The 23,317-nt window shown below is 64.7% G+C and carries 21 protein-coding genes; 14 read left to right on the top strand and 7 right to left on the bottom strand.

Annotation, left to right across the window (positions count from 1 at the left end; translation table 11 throughout):
- Window positions 1–29 precede the first annotated feature (29 nt).
- The 11 genes from bufB to AC1DZ5_RS03935 all read left to right on the top strand — a co-directional run bounded on the left by bufB (window position 30) and on the right by AC1DZ5_RS03935 (window position 12,213).
- A complete protein-coding gene (gene bufB, locus AC1DZ5_RS03985; RefSeq protein ID WP_477886278.1) occupies window positions 30–926 on the top strand; it encodes an MNIO family bufferin maturase in 897 nt (298 codons plus the stop codon).
- Window positions 923–1,720 (top strand): HvfC/BufC family peptide modification chaperone, encoded by a 798-nt coding sequence (locus AC1DZ5_RS03980; RefSeq protein WP_477886276.1) that lies wholly within the window; start codon window positions 923–925, stop codon window positions 1,718–1,720. Before bufB ends, AC1DZ5_RS03980 begins: the two co-directional genes overlap by 4 nt.
- On the top strand, window positions 1,717–2,211 hold the full coding sequence (locus AC1DZ5_RS03975) for a DoxX family membrane protein (RefSeq protein WP_477886274.1): 495 nt from the start codon (window positions 1,717–1,719) through the stop codon (window positions 2,209–2,211). Before AC1DZ5_RS03980 ends, AC1DZ5_RS03975 begins: the two co-directional genes overlap by 4 nt.
- 9 nt (window positions 2,212–2,220) lie before the next feature.
- A complete protein-coding gene (locus AC1DZ5_RS03970; protein WP_477886271.1) occupies window positions 2,221–4,380 on the top strand; it encodes a putative bifunctional diguanylate cyclase/phosphodiesterase in 2,160 nt (719 codons plus the stop codon).
- A gap of 134 nt (window positions 4,381–4,514) precedes the next feature.
- Window positions 4,515–5,663 (top strand): homoserine O-succinyltransferase MetX, encoded by a 1,149-nt coding sequence (metX, locus tag AC1DZ5_RS03965; RefSeq protein ID WP_477886268.1) that lies wholly within the window; start codon window positions 4,515–4,517, stop codon window positions 5,661–5,663.
- Window positions 5,660–6,241 (top strand): methionine biosynthesis protein MetW, encoded by a 582-nt coding sequence (gene metW, locus AC1DZ5_RS03960; RefSeq protein ID WP_310343555.1) that lies wholly within the window; start codon window positions 5,660–5,662, stop codon window positions 6,239–6,241. The genes metX and metW overlap by 4 nt, the downstream gene beginning before the upstream one ends.
- A 21-nt stretch (window positions 6,242–6,262) precedes the next feature.
- Window positions 6,263–7,090 (top strand): 2-oxo-tetronate isomerase, encoded by an 828-nt coding sequence (otnI, locus tag AC1DZ5_RS03955; protein ID WP_477886264.1) that lies wholly within the window; start codon window positions 6,263–6,265, stop codon window positions 7,088–7,090.
- Between the two features lie 77 nt (window positions 7,091–7,167).
- Window positions 7,168–8,628, top strand: coding sequence for a M20/M25/M40 family metallo-hydrolase (locus AC1DZ5_RS03950; RefSeq protein WP_477886262.1), 1,461 nt, complete (start codon window positions 7,168–7,170; stop codon window positions 8,626–8,628).
- 18 nt (window positions 8,629–8,646) lie between these two features.
- Complete coding sequence (locus AC1DZ5_RS03945) at window positions 8,647–9,489, top strand: lysophospholipase (protein ID WP_477886261.1); 843 nt, start codon at window positions 8,647–8,649, stop codon at window positions 9,487–9,489.
- A gap of 52 nt (window positions 9,490–9,541) precedes the next feature.
- On the top strand, window positions 9,542–11,602 hold the full coding sequence (locus AC1DZ5_RS03940; RefSeq protein ID WP_477886259.1) for a putative bifunctional diguanylate cyclase/phosphodiesterase: 2,061 nt from the start codon (window positions 9,542–9,544) through the stop codon (window positions 11,600–11,602).
- A 17-nt stretch (window positions 11,603–11,619) separates the two neighbouring features.
- Window positions 11,620–12,213 carry a chalcone isomerase family protein gene (locus AC1DZ5_RS03935; RefSeq protein ID WP_477886257.1) on the top strand — a complete coding sequence of 198 codons (594 nt, stop codon included), beginning with the start codon at window positions 11,620–11,622 and terminating at the stop codon, window positions 12,211–12,213.
- Between the two features lie 2 nt (window positions 12,214–12,215).
- On the opposite strand, the gene AC1DZ5_RS03930 is transcribed toward AC1DZ5_RS03935, so the two are convergent.
- The 3 genes from AC1DZ5_RS03930 to AC1DZ5_RS03920 all read right to left on the bottom strand — a co-directional run bounded on the left by AC1DZ5_RS03930 (window position 12,216) and on the right by AC1DZ5_RS03920 (window position 15,380).
- Window positions 12,216–13,388, bottom strand: a complete 1,173-nt coding sequence (locus AC1DZ5_RS03930) for an MFS transporter (protein WP_477886255.1) — start codon at window positions 13,386–13,388, stop codon at window positions 12,216–12,218.
- Between the two features lie 25 nt (window positions 13,389–13,413).
- On the bottom strand, window positions 13,414–14,139 hold the full coding sequence (locus tag AC1DZ5_RS03925; protein WP_477886253.1) for a 16S rRNA (uracil(1498)-N(3))-methyltransferase: 726 nt from the start codon (window positions 14,137–14,139) through the stop codon (window positions 13,414–13,416).
- An 83-nt stretch (window positions 14,140–14,222) separates the two neighbouring features.
- Complete coding sequence (locus AC1DZ5_RS03920) at window positions 14,223–15,380, bottom strand: aminoglycoside phosphotransferase family protein (protein WP_477886252.1); 1,158 nt, start codon at window positions 15,378–15,380, stop codon at window positions 14,223–14,225.
- 100 nt (window positions 15,381–15,480) lie between these two features.
- Between AC1DZ5_RS03920 and AC1DZ5_RS03915 the strand changes: the two genes are divergently transcribed.
- From AC1DZ5_RS03915 to rsmA, 3 genes are all read left to right on the top strand, one after another.
- Window positions 15,481–17,886 (top strand): LPS-assembly protein LptD, encoded by a 2,406-nt coding sequence (locus tag AC1DZ5_RS03915; RefSeq protein ID WP_477886250.1) that lies wholly within the window; start codon window positions 15,481–15,483, stop codon window positions 17,884–17,886.
- 5 nt (window positions 17,887–17,891) lie between these two features.
- Window positions 17,892–19,199: a peptidylprolyl isomerase gene (locus AC1DZ5_RS03910; RefSeq protein ID WP_477886248.1), complete on the top strand. Its 1,308-nt coding sequence runs from the start codon at window positions 17,892–17,894 to the stop codon at window positions 19,197–19,199.
- Between the two features lie 94 nt (window positions 19,200–19,293).
- The gene (rsmA, locus tag AC1DZ5_RS03905) at window positions 19,294–20,100 is read left to right on the top strand and encodes a 16S rRNA (adenine(1518)-N(6)/adenine(1519)-N(6))-dimethyltransferase RsmA (protein WP_477886246.1); all 807 of its coding nucleotides are present in this window, start codon (window positions 19,294–19,296) and stop codon (window positions 20,098–20,100) included.
- Here rsmA and AC1DZ5_RS03900 read toward each other — a convergent pair.
- The 4 genes from AC1DZ5_RS03900 to AC1DZ5_RS03885 all read right to left on the bottom strand — a co-directional run bounded on the left by AC1DZ5_RS03900 (window position 20,097) and on the right by AC1DZ5_RS03885 (window position 23,213).
- The gene (locus AC1DZ5_RS03900; protein ID WP_477886243.1) at window positions 20,097–22,169 is read right to left on the bottom strand and encodes a PAS domain-containing sensor histidine kinase; all 2,073 of its coding nucleotides are present in this window, start codon (window positions 22,167–22,169) and stop codon (window positions 20,097–20,099) included. The genes rsmA and AC1DZ5_RS03900 overlap by 4 nt on opposite strands.
- 117 nt (window positions 22,170–22,286) lie before the next feature.
- Entirely contained in the window at window positions 22,287–22,505 is a 219-nt protein-coding gene (locus AC1DZ5_RS03895; protein WP_477886241.1) for a hypothetical protein, read from the bottom strand.
- Window positions 22,484–22,885, bottom strand: coding sequence for a barstar family protein (locus tag AC1DZ5_RS03890; protein ID WP_315849086.1), 402 nt, complete (start codon window positions 22,883–22,885; stop codon window positions 22,484–22,486). Before AC1DZ5_RS03890 ends, AC1DZ5_RS03895 begins: the two co-directional genes overlap by 22 nt.
- A gap of 34 nt (window positions 22,886–22,919) precedes the next feature.
- A complete protein-coding gene (locus AC1DZ5_RS03885; protein ID WP_477887036.1) occupies window positions 22,920–23,213 on the bottom strand; it encodes a guanyl-specific ribonuclease in 294 nt (97 codons plus the stop codon).
- Between the last annotated feature and the right edge of the window lie 104 nt (window positions 23,214–23,317).

The following is a 23,317-nucleotide window of genomic DNA, read 5'->3' as shown; positions in this document are numbered from 1 at the left end:
TCGCCACCATGCTGTCCTCTGCAGTGCCCATGCCCTTAGCCACCGATGCGGTGGTGGGCGTGGGGTGGCGACATCCCCATTACGCGGAGCTGCTGCAGCGGCAGCCCGCACTGGATTTCCTCGAAGTCCATTCCGAGAATTTCTTTGGCCAGGGCGGTGCCGCGCTTGCCGTGCTGGAGCAGGGTCGCGCGCACTATCCCATCAGCTTGCATGGCGTGGGCCTGTCATTGGGTTCGGCCGTGGGGCTGGACCCCTGGCACCTGGAGCAGCTGGCTGCCTTGGTACAGCGCATTGACCCGGTGCGGGTCAGCGACCACGCGAGCTTTGCGCGCGGCGTGTTCAACGGCCACACGGTGCACGCGTCGGACCTGCTGCCCATTCCCTTCACCACCGAGGCACTGGACCTGCTGTGCAGTCACGTGCACCAGGTGCAAGACCGCTTGCAACGCCGCTTTATGGTGGAAAACCTGTCTGCCTATCTGCACTGGAATACGGCAGACGGCGCAGCCTGGAGCGAGACTGACTTTCTGACCACGCTGGCCCGACGCAGCGGCTGTCTGCTGTTGGTGGACGTGAACAATATCTATGTGAATGCCCTGAACGCGCAGCGTGAAGGGCGCGTAGTTGACCCTATGCAGACGTGCCGCGACTGGTTGGACGCGATTCCCCCCGAGGTGGTGGGCGAGCTGCATGTGGCCGGGCACTGCCATGTGTCGGATGCGCATGGCGACATCGTCATCGATGACCACGGCAGTCGCGTGTGCCCCGAAGTCTGGGCGCTGTACGCCCATGCCGTCACGCGCTTTGGCTGCGTGCCCACGCTCATCGAGTGGGACACCGATGTGCCCGCGCTGGACGTGCTGCTGGACGAAGTGCAACACGCCCGTGCCGTCTGCGCCAGCGTCTTTGAGCCGGTGGCCGCATGAGCACACTGGCCGCACAACAGCAGGCGCTGGTGGAAGCCTTGTTTGCCTGGCCTGCCGAGAATGCTATGAAAAAAGTAGCTTCTCGCGCAGTGGATACGGGGGCTAGAGGGCTAAAAGCGTATCAATCGAACGGCCACCAGCTGGCGGACCGGGCTTTGCAGGGCGCCTACCCCGTGTTGGCGCAGTTGCTGGGCGACGATAGTTTTGGTGACCTGGCCCGAGCGCTGTGGCACGCCCAGCCACCGCAGTCTGGCGACCTGGCCCAGTGGGGCCAGACCCTGCCCGACTTCGTGCAGGCCAGTGCGCAACTGGCCGACGAACCCTATCTGGCCGACGTGGCCCGCGTGGAGTGGGCGCTGCACGCCGCTGCCACCGTGGCCGATCAGGCGCCGGACCTGTCCACGCTGGCACTGCTGACCTCCGAAGACCCCGCCACATTGCAGCTGGGTTTGGCCCCCGGCACCGCAGTGCTGTGCAGCCTTTGGCCCGTGGCCAGTATTGTGGGCGCACACCTGGAGCACAGCCCCAGCATGGCCGAGGCTGGCGTGCAGATTCGCGACCGCGTGGCGCAAGACACCGTGGTCTGGCGCCAGGGCCTGCGCCCGTGTGTTCGCGCTGCGCTGGCGGGTGAAGCCGATGCGCTGGCGGTGTTGCTGGCCGCTGGCACGCTGGGCCAGGCGCTGGACGCAGCACCCACGTTGGATGTGGGCGCATGGCTGCCACTGGCTGTGCAAACCGGTTTGTTGCTCTCGGTGGTGCAGATACCGCCTTCTTTTCTGTCGCTCGACCCATGAAACCTACTCCCATGCCGCAGCCCCCATTGCACTCGCCCTCCCTCATCACCCGCGCCCTGCTGAGCTGGGGTTGGCTAGAGCGCGGCCTGGAGGCGCTGCAACCGTTGGCTGCGCTGTTAGCCCGCCTGTATGTGGCCCAGGTGTTTTTTGCCTCGGGCCTGACCAAGCTGCGCGATTGGGACATCACGCTAGCGTTGTTCATGGACGAGTACAAGGTGCCGCTGCTGCCGCCCGCGCTGGCCGCCGCCATGGGTACTACCGGTGAGCTGGCCCTGCCAGTGCTGCTGGTGCTGGGCTTGGGTGGGCGCTTCGCTGCGCTGGGCCTGAGTGTGGTGAATGCTGTGGCCGTCGTGTCGCTGACCGAGGTGGCGCCGGCGGCGCTGCAGCAGCACATCACCTGGGGCGTGCTGCTGGCCGCGCTGGCGCTGTACGGCCCGGGTAACTGGGCGCTGGGTCCTTGGCTGCGCGACTGGTGGCTGCGCAGGGGTTAACCTTCTGCCATGGCGCCTGACACTCCCTCCTCCGCAATCCCCACGGGCCTGGCCCGGCTCTGGCCCAAGCGCATCGCCTGGCGTCTGACCCTGGGGTTGGGCGCGCTGGTGCTCATGGTGTTGCTGGCGCTGGTGCAAACCGCGTGGCAGTTGCGCCTGGTGTCCGACGTGACGCAACGCTTTGCCACCGGCGATATGCAGCGCTTGCTGCGCGTGCAGGCACTCTCGCTGCAGACTGAGGGCGTGGGCAGCGCGCTGGTGCGGCTGGTGCACGCGCCACGTGCCGACCGCGTGAAGGAATATGCCGATGTGGATGCACGCAACCGCAGCATCGACGGCATCATCGAATCGCTATCCGACGAACTCAAGGACCCAGAACAAGAAGCCACCTTGCGCCGCTTGGTAGCCTGCCGTGCGATGTATGCGCAGGCCTTTATCGCCACGGTGGACGAGATCGAGGGCGACAACATGCAGGCCGCGGCCCGCGCGCTGAACGACCAGGTGAACCCCGCACTGACCGCCATGTTGCGCGAGTCCGGCACGCTGCTGCAGCGCGAGCGCCAGCGTGTGGAGGCGCAGCTCAGTGATGCACGCGCACTCTTTGGGCGCGTGGCCATGTGGGTGGGCCTGCTGTCCCTGCTGGCCATCGCCCTGGCCACCTACCTGGCCTGGCGCACCACGCGCAGCGTGGTGGCACCGCTGGCCCAGCTGGAGCGGGCCGCGCGCCACATTGCCCAGGGCGACTATGCGCACCAGGTGCAAGCAACGGGCACGCAAGAGGTGGACCGCGTGGGCCAGGCGCTGAATACCATGTCAGATGCGGTGTCGCAGCGCGAACAGCAAATCGTGCGCCTGGCCTACCAGGACAGCCTGACGGGCCTGCCCAACCGCACGGCCCTGCTTAACCCCCAGCATCCCGGGCCCGAGGGCGCCAACACGCTGGTGTTGATGGACTTGGCGCGCCTCAAAATCATCAACGAAACCCTGGGCTACACCACGGGCGATACGCTGATCAAGGAGCTGGGCGTGCGCGCCAGCCTGGTGCTGGGCGCTGCGGCCCAACGCGGGCTGATCGGGCCGCAGTGGGTGGTGGCGCGGCTGTCCGGCGGCACCTTTGCCGCGGCCTTTCAGGCGGACCAGCGCAGTGCGGTGGAGCAGTTGCGTGCGGACCTAATGGAGGCCACCACGGCCTCGGTGGCCTGCAGCGGCCACAGCGTGGACCTGAGCCTGAGTTGCGGCTTCGCCGATACGGCCGACACTGGCAATGGGACCGTGGGTGCGCTGCTGCGCAATGCCGAGGTGGCCCTGCACAGCGCCAAGCGCGCCGCGCTCAGCCACGCCTGGTACAGCGCGGCGCAAGAAGCTGCACGGCTGGACCACCTGGGGCTGGTTTCCGACCTGCGGGCGGCCGTGGCGCAGTCGCAACTGCAAATGTGGCTGCAGCCCAAGTTCTCTCTTTCGGCCACTGGCCAGCCGGTGGGGGCCGAGGCGCTGGTGCGCTGGATACACCCGCAGCGCGGCTTTGTGTCGCCGGCCGAGTTCGTGCCGTTCGCGGAACAGACCGGCTACATCACCATGGTCACCGACTGGATGCTGGACCAGGCCTTGCGCACCCTGCAGGCTTGGCAAAGCACACACCCCACGCTCAGCATTGCCGTGAACGTGAGCACGCGCGATTTGCAGGATGCGGGCTTTGCCCAGCGCGTGGGGCACAAGGTGGCCACCAGCGGCATCAACCCGCAGCGCCTGCGCCTGGAGATCACCGAGAGCGGGCTGATGGAAGACGCGCAGAAGAGTGTGGAGCTGTTGCACGCGCTGCGCGCCGTGGGCATTCCGCTGTCGATCGACGACTTTGGTACGGGCTACTCGTCACTGGCCTACCTGCAGAAGTTGCCGGTCAGTGAATTGAAGATCGACCGCAGCTTTATCGACGGCATCGACAAGGCGCCCGGCACCCAGAAGCTGGTCAAGGCCATGATCGAAATGGGCCATGGCATGGACCTGTTTGTCACCGCCGAAGGCGTGGAGACCGAGGCCGAACGCGCCACCATCGCCCAGCTGGGCTGCGATGTGATGCAGGGCTACCTGGGCAGCCGCCCCCTGCACGGCGCGGCTTTGCAGGCTTGGCTGGAGAGTGTGGCAACAGCCGGGGTATCGCTTGCTGGTTGACCCCCTTGCTATACTCCACATCTACAGCGCCAATTTGCTCCAGCTTGCGGGCGCTTAATAAATTCAGCTAAACACGGACCCGCCATCAGGCATTGCAACCCGGCCCGCGTTTAGCGTTGCCGGGTTTTGTTTTTATGCTGATTGCCACGCCACAGTCCCTGTCGTTCGATGCGCCTTTGCCTCTGCAAAGCGGTGCCTCGCTGCACGGCTATTCCCTCACCTATGAGACCTACGGCACGCTCAATGCCGACAAGTCCAACGCCGTGCTGGTATGCCATGCGCTCAACGCCTCGCACCATGTGGCGGGCGTGTATGCGGGCCAGGACAAAAGCGAGGGCTGGTGGGACAACATGATTGGCCCCGGCAAGTCGGTGGACACCGACCGCTTCTTTGTGATTGGCGTCAACAACCTGGGCTCCTGCTTTGGCTCCACCGGCCCCATGCACACCGATCCCCGCACCGGCAAGGTGTACGGCGCCGACTTTCCCGTGGTAACGGTGGAAGATTGGGTGAATGCACAGGCCCGGCTGATGGACGCGCTGGGCATTCAGACCCTGGCTGCCGTACTGGGCGGCAGCCTGGGTGGCATGCAGGCATTGAGCTGGACGCTGCAGTACCCGGAGCGTGTGGCACACGCCGTGGTGGTGGCCAGCGCGCCCAACCTGACGGCCGAAAACATCGCTTTCAACGAGGTGGCGCGCCGCGCCATCGTGACTGACCCCGACTTCCATGGTGGGCACTTTTACGAGCACGGCGTGATTCCCAAGCGCGGTCTGCGCATTGCCCGCATGATTGGCCACATCACCTACCTGAGCGACGACGTGATGAACGAAAAGTTCGGCCGCCAGCTCAAGGAAACCCTGCTGGACCATGCCTCGGGCTACAAGTATTCGACGCAGGACGTGGAGTTCCAGATCGAGAGCTACCTGCGCTACCAGGGCGACAAGTTTGCCGAGTACTTTGATGCCAACACCTACCTGCTGATCACGCGGGCGCTGGATTACTTTGACCCGGCCCGCGCCTTTGGCGGCGACCTGAGCCAAGCGCTGGCGCGCGCCACCTGCAAATTCCTGCTGGTGAGCTTCACCACTGACTGGCGTTTCAGCCCCAAGCGTAGCCGCGAACTCGTCAAGGCTCTGCTCGACAACAAGCGGGACGTCAGCTACGCCGAGATCGATGCACCCCACGGGCATGATGCATTTTTGCTCGATGACCCCCGTTATACGGGCGTGGTTAGCTCCTATTTCAATAGCATCGCACGTGCGTTGGAGGTGGCAGCATGACCGACCTGAACACCCTGCACGCGATTGCCAGCCTGGTTCCCCAGGGCGCCCGCGTGCTGGACCTGGGCTGTGGCGACGGCGCCTTGCTCGACCACCTGCAGCGCCACCGCGCTTGCACGGGCTACGGCGTGGAGCTGGACGATGCGAATGTGCTGGCCTGCGTGCAGCGCGGCGTGAACGTGCTGCAGCTCAACCTGGACCAGGGCCTGACCATGTTCGAAGACGCGAGCTTTGACGTGGTGCTGCAGATCGACACGCTGCAGCACCTGCGCAATGCCGAGACCATGCTCAAGGAAACGGCCCGCGTGGGCCGCGTGGGCATCGTGGCCTTCCCCAACTTTGCGCACTGGCCCAACCGCCTGAGCATCCTGCAAGGTCGCATGCCCGTGACCCGGCGCCTGCCCTACCAGTGGTATGACACGCCCAACATCCGCGTCGGCACCCATGCCGACCTGGCCGAACTGGCCCAGCGCAATGGCCTGCGCGTGCTGGACAGCTTTGGCCTGCAGGACGGCCGCACCGTGCGCTTTGCGCCCAACCTGCGTGCGGGTACCTCGGTCTACAAGCTGGCCCGCTGACGGCCCCCGGCTCCGCCGCCCATGCCCCGCTTTGCCGCCAACCTGAGTTTTCTGTACAACGAGCTTCCGTTTCTGGAGCGCTTTGCGGCGGCTGCGGCGGACGGCTTTGCGGGCGTGGAATTTTTGTTTCCCTATGCCTGGGCGCCCGAGGCGCTGGCGGCCCCGCTGCAGGCGGCAGGCTTGCAGCAGGTGCTGTTCAACGCGCCGCCCGCGGGCGGTGATGCCACGTCCATGGCCAGCGCCTGGGACCGGGGCGAGCGTGGCACCGCTTGCCTGCCGGGGCGCGAGGCTGAGTTCCAAGCGGGCATCACCGCCGCGCTGCGCTATGCCGCGGTGCTGCAGTGCCCGCGCATCCATGTCATGGCGGGGCTGGTACCGCAGGGTGCTGACCTGGCCGCCCTGCACGCCACCTATGTGCGCAACCTGCGCTGGGCGGCGCAGCAGGCGGCGTTGCTGGGCTGCACGTTGCTCATTGAGCCCATCAACCCGCGCGACATGCCGGGCTACTTTCTACGCCACCAGGCCCAGGCCCATGCCGTGGTGGCCGAGGTGGGCTCGCCCCACCTGCAGGTGCAGATGGACCTGTACCACTGCCAGGTGACCGAGGGCGATGTGGCCAGCAAGCTGCGCCAGTACTTGCCCACGGGCGCGGTGGGCCATATCCAGATTGCCGGTGTGCCCGCGCGCCAGGAGCCGTCGGATGGCGAGCTGCATTTCCCCTACCTGCTGGCCCTGCTGGACGAATTGGGTTACGCCGGTTGGGTGGGTTGCGAATACCGACCCCGGCTGGGCGCGCAGCCGGGTGGCACCCGAGCGGGGTTGGGCTGGCGCGACACGCCCCTGCGCTGAGGGTTTGCCACAGCCAGATTGGGGTTGGCGCATGGCATGATGGCGAACCACCCACTCTGTTGTTTCAGGAGTTCGCCATGAACGCCCGCGTACCGTCCGCTGCCTTGAATGCGCCACAAGCGTTGGAGCAGGTCAGCCAAGCCTGGGACCGTGACATTGTTCACCGTCTGGAAGACTACATCCGCATCCCGGCCAAATCGCCCATGTTTGATGCCGACTGGGTGGCCGGCGGCTACATCGACACCGTGGTGCGCAACACTGCCCAGTGGATTGAAGAACAGAAGGTGCCCGGCCTGACGCTGGAGGTGGTGCGCCTGGAAGGCCGCACGCCGGTGCTGTTTTTTGAAGTGGCCGCCAGCGCCAGCACCTCCACCCAGACCGTACTCATGTATGGCCACCTGGACAAGCAACCCGAGTTTTCCGGCTGGCGCAACGACCTGGGCCCTTGGACCCCCAAATACGAAGACGGCAAGCTCTATGGCCGGGGCGGCGCCGACGATGGCTACGCCGCCTACGCCGCCATTGCCGCGCTGCAGGCCCTCAAAAGCCAGAACATGCCGCACCCGCGCGTGGTCGGCCTGATCGAAACCTGCGAGGAAAGCGGTTCTTACGATCTGCTGCCCTACATCGACATCCTCAAGTCTCGTCTGGGCGACGTGGGGCTGGTGGTGTGCCTGGACTCCGGGGCTGGCAACTACGACCAGCTATGGCTGACCAACAGCCTGCGCGGCATGGCCAGCGGTGTGCTCAAGGTGGAAATCCTCACGGAAGGCATCCACTCGGGTGATGCCAGCGGCCTGGTGCCATCGAGTTTTCGCATCATGCGCCAGGTGCTGGACCGGCTGGAAGACAGCAAGACCGGTCGCTTGCTGCCCGCCAGCTTCCACTGCGAAGTGCCTGCCGCCCGCTTGCAGCAGGCCCAGGCCACCGCGGCCATCTTGGGTGACGAGCTGTTCAAGCGCTTTCCCTGGGCCCACTACGACTGCGGCGGTGCCACCACCTTTGCGCTGCCCACCACCACCGACCCGCTGGAGGCGTTGCTCAAGCGCACCTGGCAGCCCACGCTCAGCGTGACCGGGGCCGATGGCCTGCCCGAACTGAAGAACGCTGGCAATGTGCTGCGGCCCTACACCGCCTTCAAACTCAGCCTGCGCCTGCCGCCCTTGGTGGAGGCCGATACGGCGGTGCAGGAGCTCAAGGCCCTGCTAGAAGACAACGCGCCCTACCAGGCCCGTGTGACCTTTGAAGGCGCCGCTAGCGCCACCGGCTGGAATGCGCCCGACACCGCACCCTGGCTGGATGCAGCCCTGGACGAAGCTTCCCAAGCCCATTTTGGTGCGCCTTGTGGTCACATCGGCCAGGGCGGAACCATTCCACTCATGAACATGCTGTCCAAAGGCTTCCCCAAGGCGCAGATGATGGTCTGTGGCGTGCTGGGCCCCAAGAGCAATGCCCACGGGCCCAACGAATTCCTGCACGTGCCCTATGCCAAGAAGCTCACCGCCGCCGTGGCCCAGGTGATTTCCCGCTTTCCCTGACTTTCCCCGATGCCAACCATGAGTTCTGAAACCACCCTCACCACCTTTGTGGCCAGCGATGGCGATAACGTGGTCATTCAAGACTGGCCGCTGGAGCCCGGCGTGACCGCGCGTGGCACCGTCGTCATCGTGCACGGCCTGGGCGAACACGCCGGCCGCTACGACCATGTGGCGCGCCAGCTCAACAGCTGGGGCTTTGCCGCCCGCGGCTATGACCAGGTGGGCCATGGCGAATCGGGCGGCCTCCCCGGCAGCCTGCCCACGGACACGCGCCTGCTGGACGACCTGGCCGACATCGTGGACAGCACCCGCGCCCGCATGGCGCCGGGTACGCCGCTGATCCTGCTGGGCCACAGCATGGGAGGGCTGGTGGCGGGGCGCTTTGTGTCGCTGGGCATACGCCCGGTGGATGCGCTGGTGATGTCGTCGCCAGCGCTGAACCCGGGGTTGAACGCCTTCCAGAAACTGCTGGTGGCCGTGCTGCCCAAGCTGGTGCCCAACCTGCGCGTAGGCAATGGCCTGAATGCCAGCTACATCTCGCACGACCCGGCCGTGGTGGCGGCCTACCAGGCCGACAAGCTGGTGCACGACCGCATTTCGGCCCGCTTGGCCCAGTTCATTGCCAAGGCCGGTCCCGCCACGGTGGCGTTGGCCCCGCAGTGGAAGGTGCCCACGCTGCTGATGTACGCGGGAGCCGACCACCTGATCAATCCCCAGGGCAGCCGCGACTTTGCCGCTGCGGCGCCTGCAACGGTGGTCACCACCAAGTGCTTCGACATGCTGTACCACGAGATCTTCAACGAGCTGGACGCCACCGAGGTGTTTGCAACCCTGCGCCAGTGGCTGGCGCAGCGGTTTTGAACCCGGCACCGGCCTTGCTTAACCTGCTTCTGTGAAAGCTTCCCAACCGCCTATGCAGCGTTTCCCCCTGAGCTTTGCCAACCTGCGTGCCCGCTGGCGCGCTGGCTTGCCACTGCGCTACACCATGATGCTTGTGGTGGTGCTGGGCGTGAGCCTGCCGGCCCTGCTGCTGCTGACCTTGGAGCAGGAGCTGGCCGAAAAATCCCAAAAAGCCCTGTTGGCGCAGAGTGAGTCCGCGCTCATGAAGATCGGCAGTGTGTCGATTGCCGAGCCCATGTGGGTGGTGGACCGGGTGGCGCTGGATGCTGCCGCCGTGCGTCTGCTGGAGAGCCCGCAGGTGGTGGCGGTGCGCATTGAAGACGGTTTGGCCAACACGCCTGAGCTGGAGCGGGTGCGGCCCGAGTTTGCGCGTTCCCTGCACGACGACGCCCAGGCTGGCCGCCTGACACGGCGTGTGCAGAAGGTGATGCGATCCGGCGAAGAGCTGGGCACGCTGGTGGTGTGGTTTGACGCGTCCTATGGCCAAGGCCTGTTGCAGGCCCGGCGCAGCCAGATGCTGTCGCTGGTGGCGCTGCAGGTGTTGGCGATTTTGGCGGTGCTGATGCCGGTGCTGGTGTCGCGCGTGCTCAAACCGATTGAACGCCTGAAAGAGCAGGCTACGGCCTTGCTGGACCACGACCATACCGATGCCCATGGCAACCGCTTTGTCTGGCGCCGCCAGGACGAGCTGGGCCTGCTCGGCCGCCATTTGAGCCTGGTGCAGAGTGAGCTACGCGAGCTGTTCGGCCAGCTAGGCGCTAAAAATGCCCAGCTGCAGCAGATGGCGTTTTACGACCAGTTGACCGGCCTGCCCAACCGGGCGCTGTTCATTGACCTGGTGCAGCGCGAGATGCTGCAGGCTCACCGCAGCCAACAGCAGTTCGGCATTTTCTTCATCGATCTGGACCGCTTCAAGGCGGTCAACGATTCCATGGGCCACGCGGCCGGCGACGAGCTGCTGATCGAGGTGGCACGCCGTCTGCGCGACACGCTGCGCGAGGTGGACGTGGTGTGCCGCCAAAGCGGCGACGAGTTTTTGGTGATGGTGCGCGACATCGACCACTGGGAGTCGCTGGGCGAGATGGCCGAGCGCATCCTGCGCGTGGTGGAAGAACCGGTGCAACTGGCCAACACCACGGTGCGGGTGTCGGCCAGCATTGGGATCTCGCTGTTCCCCGAAGACGCGCAGGACTTTGAAACCCTGGTCAAGCATGCCGACATTGCGGTCTACCAGGCCAAGACCCTGGGTCGCGCGCGGTACAGCTTCTTCCACTCCGAGCTCAACTTCCGCCTGCAGGCCAGCCTGGAGCTGGAGCAGCAACTGGCCCACGCCATTGCCCATGGCGAGCTGGTGCTGCACTACCAGCCCCAGGTGGACGCCATGAGCGGCGCCGTGGTGGCGGTGGAGGCGCTGGTGCGCTGGCAGCATCCCACGCGCGGCCTGCTGTTTCCCGGCCAGTTCATCGGCCTGGCCGAAGAGTCCGGCAAGATCGCCGAGATGGGGGTGTGGACGCTGCGCGAAGCCTGCCGCCAGCTGGCCGACTGGAAGGCGCGCGGCATCCGGGTCGGCAATATGGCGGTCAACGTGTCGGCACTGGAGTTCCGCGACCACCGCCTGCTCGACAGCCTGCAGGCAGCACTGGCCGCCAGCGGCATTGCGCCCAGCGAGCTGGAGATCGAGATCACCGAGAGCGTGCTGATGGCTGAGACCGAGACCAGCCAGCGCATCATCGAGCGCCTGCGTCAGCTTGGTGTCGGGATTGCCATCGATGATTTCGGTACCGGGTATTCTTCCTTGGCCTATCTCAAGCGGCTGCGGCCCAACCAGCTCAAGATCGACCAGTCCTTTGTCAATGACGCGGACACCGACAGCGACTCGCGCGCCATCGTGCGCGGCGTGGTCGGCTTGGCCAATGCGCTGGGCCTGAGCGTGGTGGCCGAGGGCGTGGAGACCGTGGAACAACAGGCATTTTTGCAAGAAAGTGGCTGCCATACCTTGCAGGGCTACTACATCGCGCGACCCCTGGCGGTGGAGGCCCTGGAGGCCTGGATGGCCGAGCGGCATAAGACATAACAATGGGAGACTTCCGCATGCATCCACTTCAACTCCGGGTACGGCGTGCCTTGCTGGCGCTGTCCGTCATGGGCGCCTTCAGTGGCCTGCACGGCGCGCTGGCCAGCACGGTGTCCAGCGTGTTTGCACCTACCCAGGTGGTGCAGGGCAGCACCCTGTCGGTCAATGGCATGGGTACGCGCTACAAGGCCATCTTCAAGGTCTATGACATGGCGCTGTACACGCCCAGCAAGGTCACCACGCCCGAGGCGTTGCTGGCCCTGCCCGGCCCCAAGCGCCTGAGCTTTGTGGCGCTGCGTGAGGTGCCGGGCACTGATCTGGGCCTGGCTTTCATCAAGGGGCTGACCAGCAATTCATCGCCAGAGTTAGTGCAGAAGCACACGGCGTCCAGCACCCGCTTGATCGAAATTTTCTCGGGCAAGCCCAAGCTGGTGCCGGGGGATACCTTCGCCATGGAATATGTGCCCGGCAAGGGCACGACCTTCTACATCCAGGGCCAGGCCCAGGGTGCGCCGGTGGGGGATACCGAGTTTTTCAACATGGTGCTGCGGATCTGGGTAGGCCCGGTGCCCGCCGACTTCAAACTCAAGGACGCCCTGCTGGCCCAGTAAACCTAGCCGGCGCGGGCGCTGCGCTGGCGTGCCGCCAGCCATAGCAGTGCCACGGCGGTGAGCAGCACGGGCGGTAGCGAGCCCAGGTTCAGCCAGGCCCAGCCTCCGGTAACGACCAGGGCGCCGGACGCCAGCGAGGTCAGTGCCATGACCGCAAACACACCAAAGTTGATGGCCGCCTGGGCCCGGTCTTTTTCCTCGGGCCGGTAGGCCGCCAGCGACAGTGTGGTGCTGCCGGTGAACAGAAAATTCCAACCGACGCCTAGCAAAAACAACGCGGCGACAAACTGGTGCAGCTCCACACCGCTGAGCGCAATGGCAATGCACAGTAAGTTCAGCAACACGCCTACGCCCATGATGGTGAGTGTGCCAAAGCGCTTGATCAGGTGGCCCGTGAAGAATCCCGGCGCAAACATGCCGATCACATGCCACTCCAGTACCAAGGCTGCGTCGTCAAAGCCCAGGCCGCATTGCTGCATGGCCAGGGGCGTGGCGGCCATCAGCAGGTTCATCACGCCGAAGCCCAGTGCGGCGCTGATGCAGGCCACCAGAAACACCGGTTGGCGTGCGATCTCGGACAGCGGACGGCCGCGCACCGTCTGAGTTGTGGGCAGCTGGTGCGCGGGAAACTGCACAAACGCCATCAGCAGCATGGCCAGCAGGGCCACACCCGCCAACACCACGTAAGCGCCGGCAAACGGCACGTCCAGCAGCGTGCGGGTGCGCGCCGCCAGGTTAGGTCCGACCACCGCGCCAATCAGGCCCCCGGCCAGCACCAGCGACACGGCTTTTTCACGGAACGCGGGCAGCGCCAGCTCCGCCGCGGCAAAGCGGTAGAGCTGGCCATTGGCGCTGTAGTAGCCCGCCACCACGGTGGCACCCACCAGCCACCAGAATTGTTTCTCAGCCACGGCCCAGGCGCCCAGCAGTGCGGAGACCACCGCCACTGCAAGTCCGATCTGGAATGAGATGCGCCGACCAAAACGCGTCTGCGTCCGCGCCACCAGCGGTGTGGCCAGTGCGCCGCCCACCACATAGCCCATCACCGGCAGCGTGGCCATCCAGCCATAGGGCGCCAGCGCCAGACCGACCAGCCCGTTGATGGCGATGAAGGTGACGTTGTTGGTAAGGAACAGTCCCTGGCACAGGGCCAGCAGCCAGAGGTTGCGGTTCATGGAAAGCGCCCGGAGGCGTGTTGGGTTACGGCAGCAGTGCCAAGGTGGTGAGCGCGGCCAGCGCGGCCGTCTCCGCACGCAGTATGCGCGGCCCCAGCGACACGGGCGCAAAACCGTGGGTCAAGGCCAGGTCTTCTTCGGCGCCACCTAGGCCGCCTTCGGGTCCGGAGAGAAACACAGCCTCTTGTGCGGGCGGCTTCGCATGCAGCGCCACGCTGCCGTCGCGCAGTGACAGCAGCAGGCGCTGGGAATCACCAGCCACTGCGGGCAGCGCCTTGAGCCACTGCGCCAGCGTGAGCACCGGGTGCACCGTGGGCACGCGGTTGCCGCCGCACTGTTCGCAGGCGGAGATGGCCACGCTCTGCCAGTGCGCCACTTTTTTCTCGGCACGTTCGCCCGCGAGGCGCAGCACGCTGCGCTCGGTCATGAGCGGCTGGATGCTGGCCACGCCGAGTTCGGTGGCTTTTTCCACCAGCCAGTCCATGCGGTCGTTGGCGGGCATGCCCACGGCCAGGTGCACACGGCGGGCGGGCTCGCGTGCGGTGCCGTGCGGGGCACCCACCTGCACTTGCACATCGCTGCGGCCCATGCGCGTGACCGTGGCATCAAACTCTTCGGTGCTCTCGCCGTTGAACAGCGTGATGGCATCGCCGGGTTGCAGGCGCAATACCTGCACGTGCCGTGCCGCGCCGGCAGGCAGCTCCAGCAGGGCGTCGGTTACCAGCGGGGTGGGGCAGTAGAAGCGGGGCATGGCGGCAAGGGGTTGCTATGAAATTAGGAGCTGCTTGCGCAATACCTATAAGGACTGGAGGCCAATTTGGCTTAAAAACTGCTTTATGTACGGCCAAAGGCGAAAGCGGTCGGCACCTCAATGCCTTCCACCTTCTCCACCAATCGCAGCAGCGGCTTGAGCTGCATGTAGCGGTTGCAGGTGCTGCGGATGTAATGGATGAAACGGGGTGTGTCGGCCAGGTACTTGGGTTTGCCGTCGCGCAGGGTCAGGCGGGCAAAAATGCCGGCAATCTTCAAATGGCGTTGCAGGCCCATCCATTCCACGCCCCGGTAAAACTCGCCAAAGTCGTCGCCCACGGGCAGGCCGGCCTTGCGGGCTTTCTCCCAGTAGCGGATGGTCACGTCCAAGCAGAAGTTTTCTTCCCAGGTGAGAAACGCGTCGCGCATGAGGCTGGCGATGTCGTAGGTGATGGGGCCGTAGACCGCGTCCTGGAAGTCCAGCACGCCCAGGGTGGTGGCGCTCAGCTTGGGCGGCAGGCCGTCCAGGGGCACCATCAGGTTGCGCGGCATGAAGTCGCGGTGTACGTAGACGCTGGGCCAGGACAGGTTGTTCTGGATCAGCAGCGCAAAGCTGTCGTCCAGCACTTTGCGCTGGGCCGCGTCCAGCGTCACCTGGCGGTGTGCGGCTATGTACCACTGGGGGAACAGCTCCAACTCACGCAGCAGCAGCGCGTCGTCGTAGGGTGGCAGTACGTCGGGCTGGGAGGCCAGTTGCCACTGCACGAGCGTGTCCACCGCGCCCAGGTACAGGTCCAGCGGAGGTTCGCTCAGGGCCTGGCCGGTGGTGCTGTAGGTGGGGTTCAGGTCATCGCGTGCGTCCATGAACTGCATCATGGTCAGCGCACCCAGGTCGGTCAGTAGCATGAAGCCGTGCGGCGCATCCCAGGCCAGCACTTCGGGCGCACGCAGGCCGGCGTCCCGCAGCAGCCTGGCAATGTCCACAAAGGGCTGGCTGTTTTCCTTGTCGGGGGGCGCGTCCATGATGACCAGGGTGCCGCTGGGGCCCTGCACGCGGAAGTAGCGGCGAAAGCTAGCATCGGCCGAGGCCAGACCCAGGGTGCTGGCGTCCAACCCGTGCGAAGCCTGCACGCTGGCAAACCAGGCATTGAACTGCGCTAGGCGGGCCGGGTCGGTCCAGTGGATGTCGGTAGGGGCGGGCACGGTGGGGGAATTCGGGGAAAGGGAGGGGCTTGGGCTCATGGATAATCCATTCTACAAAGCCCCATGGCCGCGCCTCTGTGCGCACGGTCCTGGTTGGCTGCCTTGTTCGACCTGATTTGCTGACCCTGCACCCCGCCCCATGCGTTTTCCCCCGCGCGACCTGACTCGCAGGCCGCCCCACTGCCCGCCACCCCTGACCCGCCTTGTGGCTTTGGTGGCGCTGGCGTGCGTGCAGATTGCGGCGCAGGCGCAAGAGGCTGCTCCTGCGGGCGAGTCGGTCGAGAATGCACCTGCGACCCTGTTGCCCACCCAGCGCTTGCAGGAGTCGTTGTCACCCGCCCAGCGCGAATCCGCCCCCATGTTTTTGCTGGGTGAACGCATTTCGGGCCGCCCGGACCTGGAAACCGTGGTCGAAGGCCAGGCCGAGCTGCGCAAGCCTGGCACGGTGATCAAGGCCGACCGGCTGGAGTACAACGCCCCCGACGACCAGGCCAAAGCCACAGGCAATGTGCGCATCAACCGCGGTGGCAATGTGTTTGAAGGCCCGCAGCTGGAGCTCAAGCTCGAAGCCTTTGAAGGCTTTTTCCTGCAGCCGCGCTACCAGTTTTTGCAAGGCGACGCCCACGGCGACGCCAGCCGCGCCGATTTTGTGGACGCCAGTACCACCGTGGTGCACGACGCCACCTACACCACCTGCCGGCGCAAGCCCGGCCCAGGTTGGATGCCTGACTGGGTGCTGAAGGCGGCCAACATCACGTTTGACAGCGACGAAGACGTGGGCATCGCGCACGGTGCCTACCTGAACTTCAAGGGCGTGCCCATCCTGCCCGTGCCGGCCATTAGCTTTCCGTTGAGTGACAAGCGCAAGTCCGGCCTGTTGCCTCCCACGGTCGGATTTGACAACGTCAATGGCGCCGAGCTCAGCGTGCCCTATTACTGGAACATTGCGCCCAACCGCGATGCCACCCTGACCCCCACGGTGATGGCCGCGCGTGGCGCGGACCTGGGTGCAGAGTTTCGCTACCTGGAGCCCACCTACGCGGGCGTGCTGCGCGCTAACTACATGCCCAGCGACAAACTGCGCAGCGCGGACCGCTGGGGTGCCACCGTGAACCAGACCGGTACGTACGACACCGGCCTGCAAGGTATTGGCAATGTGTCTTACCTGCTGAACCTGAACCGCGTCAGCGATGACAACTACTGGCGCGACTTCACGCGCTCCAGCGGTTCGCTGACCCAGCGCCTGCTGCCCAATAACGCGTCGGTCAGCTGGGCCGAGGGTCCGGTAGCGCTGACCGCCAGCGTGCTGCAGTGGCAAACCCTGCAGGACCCCACGGCGCCGATTGTTCCGCCCTATGACCGAGTGCCCCAGCTCACCGCGCGTTACACGCAGACCAACCAGGCTGGGTTCGACTGGTCGCTGGAAGGCGACTACACCCAGTTTGTGGCCGACCGCAGCCTGACGCTGCAACCCAACGCGCAGCGCGTCTACGGTCTCGCTCAGGTGAGCCGACCCTGGGTGGGCGCGGCAGGCTTTGTGGTGCCCAAGCTGCAGCTGCACACCGCGGCCTACCAGTTTGACAACCCGATTGCCAATGGCAACCGGTCCGCCGACAGCACGGTGCCCACCTTCAGCCTGGACACGGGCCTGGTGTTCGAGCGCGACGCCAGCTATTTCGGCCGCGCGCTGGTGCAGACCTTGGAGCCGCGTGCGTTCTATGTGCGCACCCCGTACCACAACCAGAGCCTGCTGCCCAACTACGACACCGGCGCGAACGACTTCAACTTCGCCAGCATCTACACCGAGAACGCCTTTGGTGGCCACGACAAGATCTCGGACAACAACCTGCTGACCTTGGGCGTGACCACCCGCCTGCTGGATGCAGATACTGGCGTGCAGCTGGCACGCTTTGGTGTGGCCCAGCGTTTCCGGTTTGAAGAGCAGAAGGTCACGCTGACGCCCTCCACGGCCACAGCCTTGCCCGGGTTCAGCGACGTATTGTTCGGCGCCGCGGTGAATGTGAACGAACGCTGGGCGCTGGACTCCACGGTGCAGTACAACCCGCGCACCGACAAGTCAGAGCGTTCCACCATCGGCACCCGGTACAGCCCGAGCAACTACCGCGTGGTCAACCTGGCGTATCGCTTTCAGCGTGATGTGAGCGAACAGGTGGATGTGAGCTGGCAGTGGCCGCTCAACGACCTGTGGGGCGACCGTGGCCAGGACCTGGGCGCCGGGCGTGGCATGGGCGAGGGCCGCTACTACGCCGTGGGCCGCATGAACTACAGCATGGACGAGCGCCGCCTGGTCGACACCCTGTTGGGCGTCGAGTACGATGCGGGCTGCTGGCTGGCGCGGGTGGTGGTGGGCCGGGTGCAGACCAGCACCTCCTCGGCCACCGAGAGCATCAAATTCGAGCTGGAGTTTGTCGGCTTTACCCGACTGGGCGTGAGCCCGCTGCAAACCCTGAAATCCAATATTTCACGCTACCAGAACTTGCGAGAAGTGGGCGGCACCAATAGTCGCTTCAGTAACTACGATTGAATACCATGAAATTTCGCGTGTGGGCATGGGCCCTGGTCTGTTTGTGCGGCATGGCAGTGGTGCCACTGCAAGCGCAAACCCCGCAATCGCTGGACTACATCGTGGCGGTGGTCAACTCTGACCCCATCACCAACCAAGAGGTCCAGCTGGAGGTCAAGCGCGTGGCGCTGCAGCTGGCCCAACAGGGCAAGCCCGCACCGGCGCCCGCCGAATTGCGCCGACTGGTGCTGGAGCGCATGATCAACGACCGCGCCCAGCTGCAGCTCGCACGCGAAACCGGCATCCGCATCGACACCCCTGCGATTGACCGGGCCGAGCAAACCGTGGCCAGCCAGAACCAGGTGGATGTGGCGGGCTTGTACGAGCGCTTGGCCAAGGACGGCGTGTCGGTGGCCACCTTCCGCGATGGCCTGCGTGACCAGCTCATGCTCAACCGCCTGCATGAACGCGATGTGGAGGCCACCATCAAGGTGTCGGACGTGGACGTGGACCGTGCCATGCTGGAGCAACAGGCCGCCAACACCGACCCGTTTACCTTTGACATCAACCTGGCGCAGATTTTGGTGGCTGTGCCCGAAAAGGCCTCGCCCGAGCAAGCGGCAGCCCTTTTTGTGCAGGCGCAGAAGCTGCTGGAGCGCATTCGCGGTGGTGAAGATTTCGACCGCCTGGTGAAAGAGGTGTCTGCAGCCGATCGCAGCAATGGCGGCCAGTTGGGCCTGCGCCGTGCCGATCGCTATCCGCCCTCTTTCGTGCTGGCCACGCAAAAGCTCAAGGTAGGTGAGGTGTCTGACATCGTGCGCTCCGGTGCGGGCTTCCACATCCTCAAGGTGGTGGAGAAGCGCCCCCCCAGCCGCCTGGTGCAAACCATCACCCAGAGCCGGGCCCGCCACATTTTGCTGCGGGTCACCCCCCAGCTGCCACCGGCCCAGGCCGTGGCCCAGTTGGCCGAGGTGCGCCAGCGCATCGTTGCCGGCAAGACCGACTTTGCCGCCGAGGCGCGCAAGCTGTCTCAGGATTCGACCGCGGAACAGGGCGGTGACTTGGGCTGGGCCTCCCCTGGCATGTTTGTGCCCGAGTTTGAAGAGGCTATGGACCGTTTGAGTGAGAGCCAGATCAGCGCACCGCTGATCTCGCGGTTCGGCGTGCACCTAATCCAACTCATGGAGCGTCGCAAAGTTGAGTTGAGCCAGCAGCAGGTGCGCGAATCGGTGCGCAACCAACTGCGTCGCAGCCGCTACGACGAGGCCTACACCACCTGGGCGCAGGATATACGCGCTCGCGCCTTCGTCGAGATGCGCGAAGCTCCACAGTGATGACCCCCACGCTCCGCACTTCGTGTCGTACGCTGCCCCCCAAGGGGGTCCTCGCGCCTTGGGGCGGCCCTGCGGCGCTCACGCGAGGACGCGTATGACCCAACACATCGCCCGCAAGCGTTTCGGCCAGCACTTCCTGTCCGACGGGGGCATCATCGATGCCATCGTGCGGGCGATCGACCCCAAGCCGGGTGACCCCATGGTGGAAATCGGCCCTGGTCTGGCGGCGTTGACGCAACCCCTGGTGGAGCGCCTGGGGCACCTCACGGTCATCGAGTTGGACCGCGACCTGGCCAAGCGCCTGCGCAGCCACGGGCAGTTGACCGTGATCGAGTCGGATGTGCTGAATGTGGACTTTGCCCGCATAGACATTGCGTCAGCAGCTACCAAAACCATAGTGGCTTCAGATGCTGCACCGGCGATTCGCCCGAAGCTGCGCGTGGTAGGCAACCTGCCGTACAACATTTCCACGCCCATCCTGTTCCACCTGCTGGGCCATGTGGACTGCATTGAAGACCAGCACTTTATGCTGCAAAAAGAGGTCATTGACCGCATGGTGGCGCAGCCCGACACCTCGGACTTCAGCCGCCTGAGCGTGATGCTGCAATGGCGCTACGCCATGGAAGACGTGCTGTTTGTGCCCCCCGAAAGCTTTGACCCGCCGCCGCGTGTGGACAGTGCCGTGGTGCGCATGGTTCCGCTGGCACAACCGCCGGCGATCGACCAGGCCCTGTTTTCCGAGATGGTGCAGGTGGCCTTCAGCCAGCGCCGCAAGCTGCTGCGGCACACGCTGGGCCGTTGGTTGGAGGACAAGGGTTTTGCCGGCAACTTTGACGTGCAGCGCCGCGCGCAGGAAGTGCCGGTGGACGAATACGTAGGCCTGGTCCAGCAGCTGCGCTAGCCGTCGCTGATGGGCGCCGCCGTCGCGTCCAGCCGCTCTGGTGCAGTCATCGGCAGGGTCATGGTGAAGGTGGCACCGGCTTCCGGTCGGCTGTGTACCTCAATGCGCCCGCCGAGCACGCTGCCCACCAGGTTGTGCACGATGTGCAGCCCCAGCCCCGAGCCGCCCTGGCCCAGTCGCGTGGTGAAGAAGGGATCAAATACCCGGTGCAAGTCCTCGCTCTGGATACCGTGTCCGCTGTCACGCACCTCAATCACCACATGCTGGCCGTCTTTGGCCCAGGCCTGTACTTCAATCTTGCCTTCCTCCCCGGGCTCAAAGCCATGCAACACCGCGTTGTTGATCAGGTTGGTGAGCACCTGGCCCAGTGGGCCGGGGTAGCTGTCCATGGTCAGCGCCTCATCAATCCGGGTGCTGACGGTGCAGGCCGTTTTGCGAATTGCCGGGTTGAGCGTGACCAGAATTTCACCCACCACCGCGGCCAAGTCAAACTTGCGCCGCTGTGAGCTCGTCTGGTCCACTGCGACTTGTTTGAAGCTGGCTACGAGTGCAGCGGAGCGGCCCAAGTTGCGCACCATGATGTCCGAGGCCAGCTGCATGTCGTCCAGAAAGCCCTGCAGGTCTGACTTGCGCAGTCCGGTGGCAGTCAGATGGCGGAAGTCACGGATGCGGTGTTCCAGCGAGCTGGCTACGGTCAGCCCGTTGCCAATGGGTGTGTTGAGTTCATGCGCCACGCCGGCCACCAACGCGCCCAAGGCGGCCAGTTTTTCCGATTGGACCAGGTGATCCTTCGCCACTTTCAGGGTGTCCAGCGTCTCGGACAGCTCCTGGTTGGCGCCTTGCAGTTCGGCGGTGCGCCGCGCCACGCGGGCTTCCAGCTGGGTGTTGAGCTCCAGAATGCCTTGCTGAGCGCGTCGCCGTTCGGTGATGTCAAAGTAGGTGAACAGTACCATGGTGCGGTCCATTTCCTCAAACAGCCGTGTAGACAACGAGATCCAGCGCAGCTCGCCGTCACGGCGTCGCATCTGTACCTCCACGTCAGTGAAGGCCGTGCCCTGCACCGTCATGCCCAGCATGCGTGCGCGGTCCTCCGGATTCACCCAGATTCCCAGGGTCAGGCCGGATTTGCCCTGGTCTTGCACCGGATCGAAGCCGAAGGCATCAAACCAGGCCAGGTTCCATTGCGTTGTCTGAAAGTCGTTCTGGGTGCTGGAATAGCACATGGGCAGCGGCGATTGCTCAAACAGCCGCGCAAAGCGCGACTCGCTTTCCTGCAATGCGCGTGCTGCGCGGCGTTCGTCGGTTACATCGCGCAGCAGGGCGATGATGTAGCGCTCGCCACGCGACTCGAACGAGGCCGCATTGAGCAAAGCCTCGCGCACCTGGCCATCGCGCACATTCAGCGCCATGGCGTAGTCGTTCACGGCCCCCTCGGCCCGCAGCAGGCGTGTCAGGTCGCGCCGCTTTTCGGGTTCGGCCCAGATGCGCAGTTCGGTGGAAGTCTTGCCAATGGCATCGCTACGGCTGATACCCGTGATGCGCTCGAACGCGGCATTTACCTCCACATACTTGCCGTCATCCATGCGTGAGATAGACATGAAGTCGGGGGTCAGCCGAAAGGCCGCCTTGAACTGCTCGTACACCACGTTGTGCTCGGTGATATCCCGTGCAATCCATACGGCGTGGGAAGGCTCGGTGCCGTCCAGCGCAATCAGCGCACAGTTGACCATGCAGTCGCGAAGCGCACCGTCGCGCCGTCGCAGGGTCACCAGGTGATTGCGGGCCGAACCGTTTTGCAACATTTCAGCCACCAGCGCAGTGCGTTGGGCGGGCTGGGCCCAGACATTGAAGTCCGCCATCCGGTGCCCCAGCACTTCGCTGCGCAGGTAGCCGCTGATGGTTTCGAACCCGGTATTGGCCTCGGCAATCGTGCTGTCGTCCAGCCGGGTGATGACAATCCACTCCGCGCTGGTGTTGAACACCCGTGAAAACTTGTCATCTCCATCTGACAGGGCGGCCAGAAGCCTGCGCTTCAGCGCCTTGGGTAAAAGCCTTGCCAGGATGCCCATGCCAACGAGTGTCTCTTTGTTTGTCGCAATAGTACAGCGTCCAAAAAAAAGCCTGTCGCGAGGACAGGCTTGGTTTTGGGCAGCGGACCGCCCGGCAGGAAGGTGGGAGCTTGCCGCTTACGCGGCCGCCAGCCAGTACCCTGCGTTGAAGGGGCTGCTCATGCGCAGCGCCAGGGGAGAGACGTCCAACAACTTGTCGGTGGGCATCTTCTCGCCGGTTTCGGTAGTCAATTCGACGCCGACCACTTCGGTGGACACGGCTTCGCTGCTTGCCTCGTTCGCCCGTTCTGCTTGGCTGGTGTGTGCAGAACGGGCTACAGAAAAGAATAGAAGCATCTGAACGGTATCTTCCGGTCTCCCCAGTAGTCGGCGGTGTCGCGGAAGATGTCCAGCAGCTGCTCACGCGCTTCCTTGTCGAACTTCACGTTCGCAGGGATGTGCTCCAGCACGGCGATGAAGCCAGGCTGTGGGCCCGACTTGTGCACCGGGTCGGTCATGCTGTCGTACAGCGCGTCAAAATTCTTGCTGACGGTGGTCGGTAGCATGAACTGCTGGCCGATCATGTCCAGCACATCCTGCTTGGTCTGCGCATTGGCGAGGTTGGCGTACAGAAAGTGGTGTCCCAAGCCCTGTGCGGCCTCTTGCAGATCCGACACCCGGAAGGCGCGGATCGATTGAACGATATTCGTTCTGACAGTTCGAAGTGGCGTATCCATCCCCGATTCTCTTTCTCAAAGTACAAAATTCAATTCAAGGCACGATCTTGCGAAAACTCGCATAGTGATCGGTCGTGTAGTAACAGGCATCTGGCACAGTGGCCGGGCCACCGCACACAATTCGTCGTGCTCCCCGGTCCGAAGAGCCCGGTGTGTTCACGGTGTATTCCCGGTAGTAGCCGCGCTTTTGCAAGGGCAGCAAACGCTCCCGATTGCCGAAGACCACGCCATCTTTGGCGTAGGGAAAAGGACCGCCTTGCCGGACCAGCGCATAGGTTGCACGGGCGGGGGCTGGAAGGCTGCCCACTTCCACGGAGGGAGTGGCCAACGGCCAAGGCACGTCTTTGGCGAAGGTGAGGTCTACAGACACTGCTGCAGCCAAAACCAAGCCAGTAAGTACTAACTTGAATACACCCTTGCGCACCCTGAATC

This window comes from Rhodoferax sp. P1_F3, assembly GCF_056405715.1.
The sequence above is the reverse complement of the archived record's forward strand: the minus strand, read 5'-3'. Positions and strand labels throughout refer to the sequence as shown.

Coding starts and splice junctions, on each gene's coding strand:
- bufB (WP_477886278.1), top strand. CDS start 30: ATGCCCTTAGCCACCGATGCGGTGGTGGGCGTGGGGTGGCGACATCCC.
- AC1DZ5_RS03980 (WP_477886276.1), top strand. CDS start 923: ATGAGCACACTGGCCGCACAACAGCAGGCGCTGGTGGAAGCCTTGTTT.
- AC1DZ5_RS03975 (WP_477886274.1), top strand. CDS start 1,717: ATGAAACCTACTCCCATGCCGCAGCCCCCATTGCACTCGCCCTCCCTC.
- AC1DZ5_RS03970 (WP_477886271.1), top strand. CDS start 2,221: ATGGCGCCTGACACTCCCTCCTCCGCAATCCCCACGGGCCTGGCCCGG.
- metX (WP_477886268.1), top strand. CDS start 4,515: ATGCTGATTGCCACGCCACAGTCCCTGTCGTTCGATGCGCCTTTGCCT.
- metW (WP_310343555.1), top strand. CDS start 5,660: ATGACCGACCTGAACACCCTGCACGCGATTGCCAGCCTGGTTCCCCAG.
- otnI (WP_477886264.1), top strand. CDS start 6,263: ATGCCCCGCTTTGCCGCCAACCTGAGTTTTCTGTACAACGAGCTTCCG.
- AC1DZ5_RS03950 (WP_477886262.1), top strand. CDS start 7,168: ATGAACGCCCGCGTACCGTCCGCTGCCTTGAATGCGCCACAAGCGTTG.
- AC1DZ5_RS03945 (WP_477886261.1), top strand. CDS start 8,647: ATGAGTTCTGAAACCACCCTCACCACCTTTGTGGCCAGCGATGGCGAT.
- AC1DZ5_RS03940 (WP_477886259.1), top strand. CDS start 9,542: ATGCAGCGTTTCCCCCTGAGCTTTGCCAACCTGCGTGCCCGCTGGCGC.
- AC1DZ5_RS03935 (WP_477886257.1), top strand. CDS start 11,620: ATGCATCCACTTCAACTCCGGGTACGGCGTGCCTTGCTGGCGCTGTCC.
- AC1DZ5_RS03930 (WP_477886255.1), bottom strand. CDS start 13,388: ATGAACCGCAACCTCTGGCTGCTGGCCCTGTGCCAGGGACTGTTCCTT.
- AC1DZ5_RS03925 (WP_477886253.1), bottom strand. CDS start 14,139: ATGCCCCGCTTCTACTGCCCCACCCCGCTGGTAACCGACGCCCTGCTG.
- AC1DZ5_RS03920 (WP_477886252.1), bottom strand. CDS start 15,380: ATGAGCCCAAGCCCCTCCCTTTCCCCGAATTCCCCCACCGTGCCCGCC.
- AC1DZ5_RS03915 (WP_477886250.1), top strand. CDS start 15,481: ATGCGTTTTCCCCCGCGCGACCTGACTCGCAGGCCGCCCCACTGCCCG.
- AC1DZ5_RS03910 (WP_477886248.1), top strand. CDS start 17,892: ATGAAATTTCGCGTGTGGGCATGGGCCCTGGTCTGTTTGTGCGGCATG.
- rsmA (WP_477886246.1), top strand. CDS start 19,294: ATGACCCAACACATCGCCCGCAAGCGTTTCGGCCAGCACTTCCTGTCC.
- AC1DZ5_RS03900 (WP_477886243.1), bottom strand. CDS start 22,169: ATGGGCATCCTGGCAAGGCTTTTACCCAAGGCGCTGAAGCGCAGGCTT.
- AC1DZ5_RS03895 (WP_477886241.1), bottom strand. CDS start 22,505: ATGCTTCTATTCTTTTCTGTAGCCCGTTCTGCACACACCAGCCAAGCA.
- AC1DZ5_RS03890 (WP_315849086.1), bottom strand. CDS start 22,885: ATGGATACGCCACTTCGAACTGTCAGAACGAATATCGTTCAATCGATC.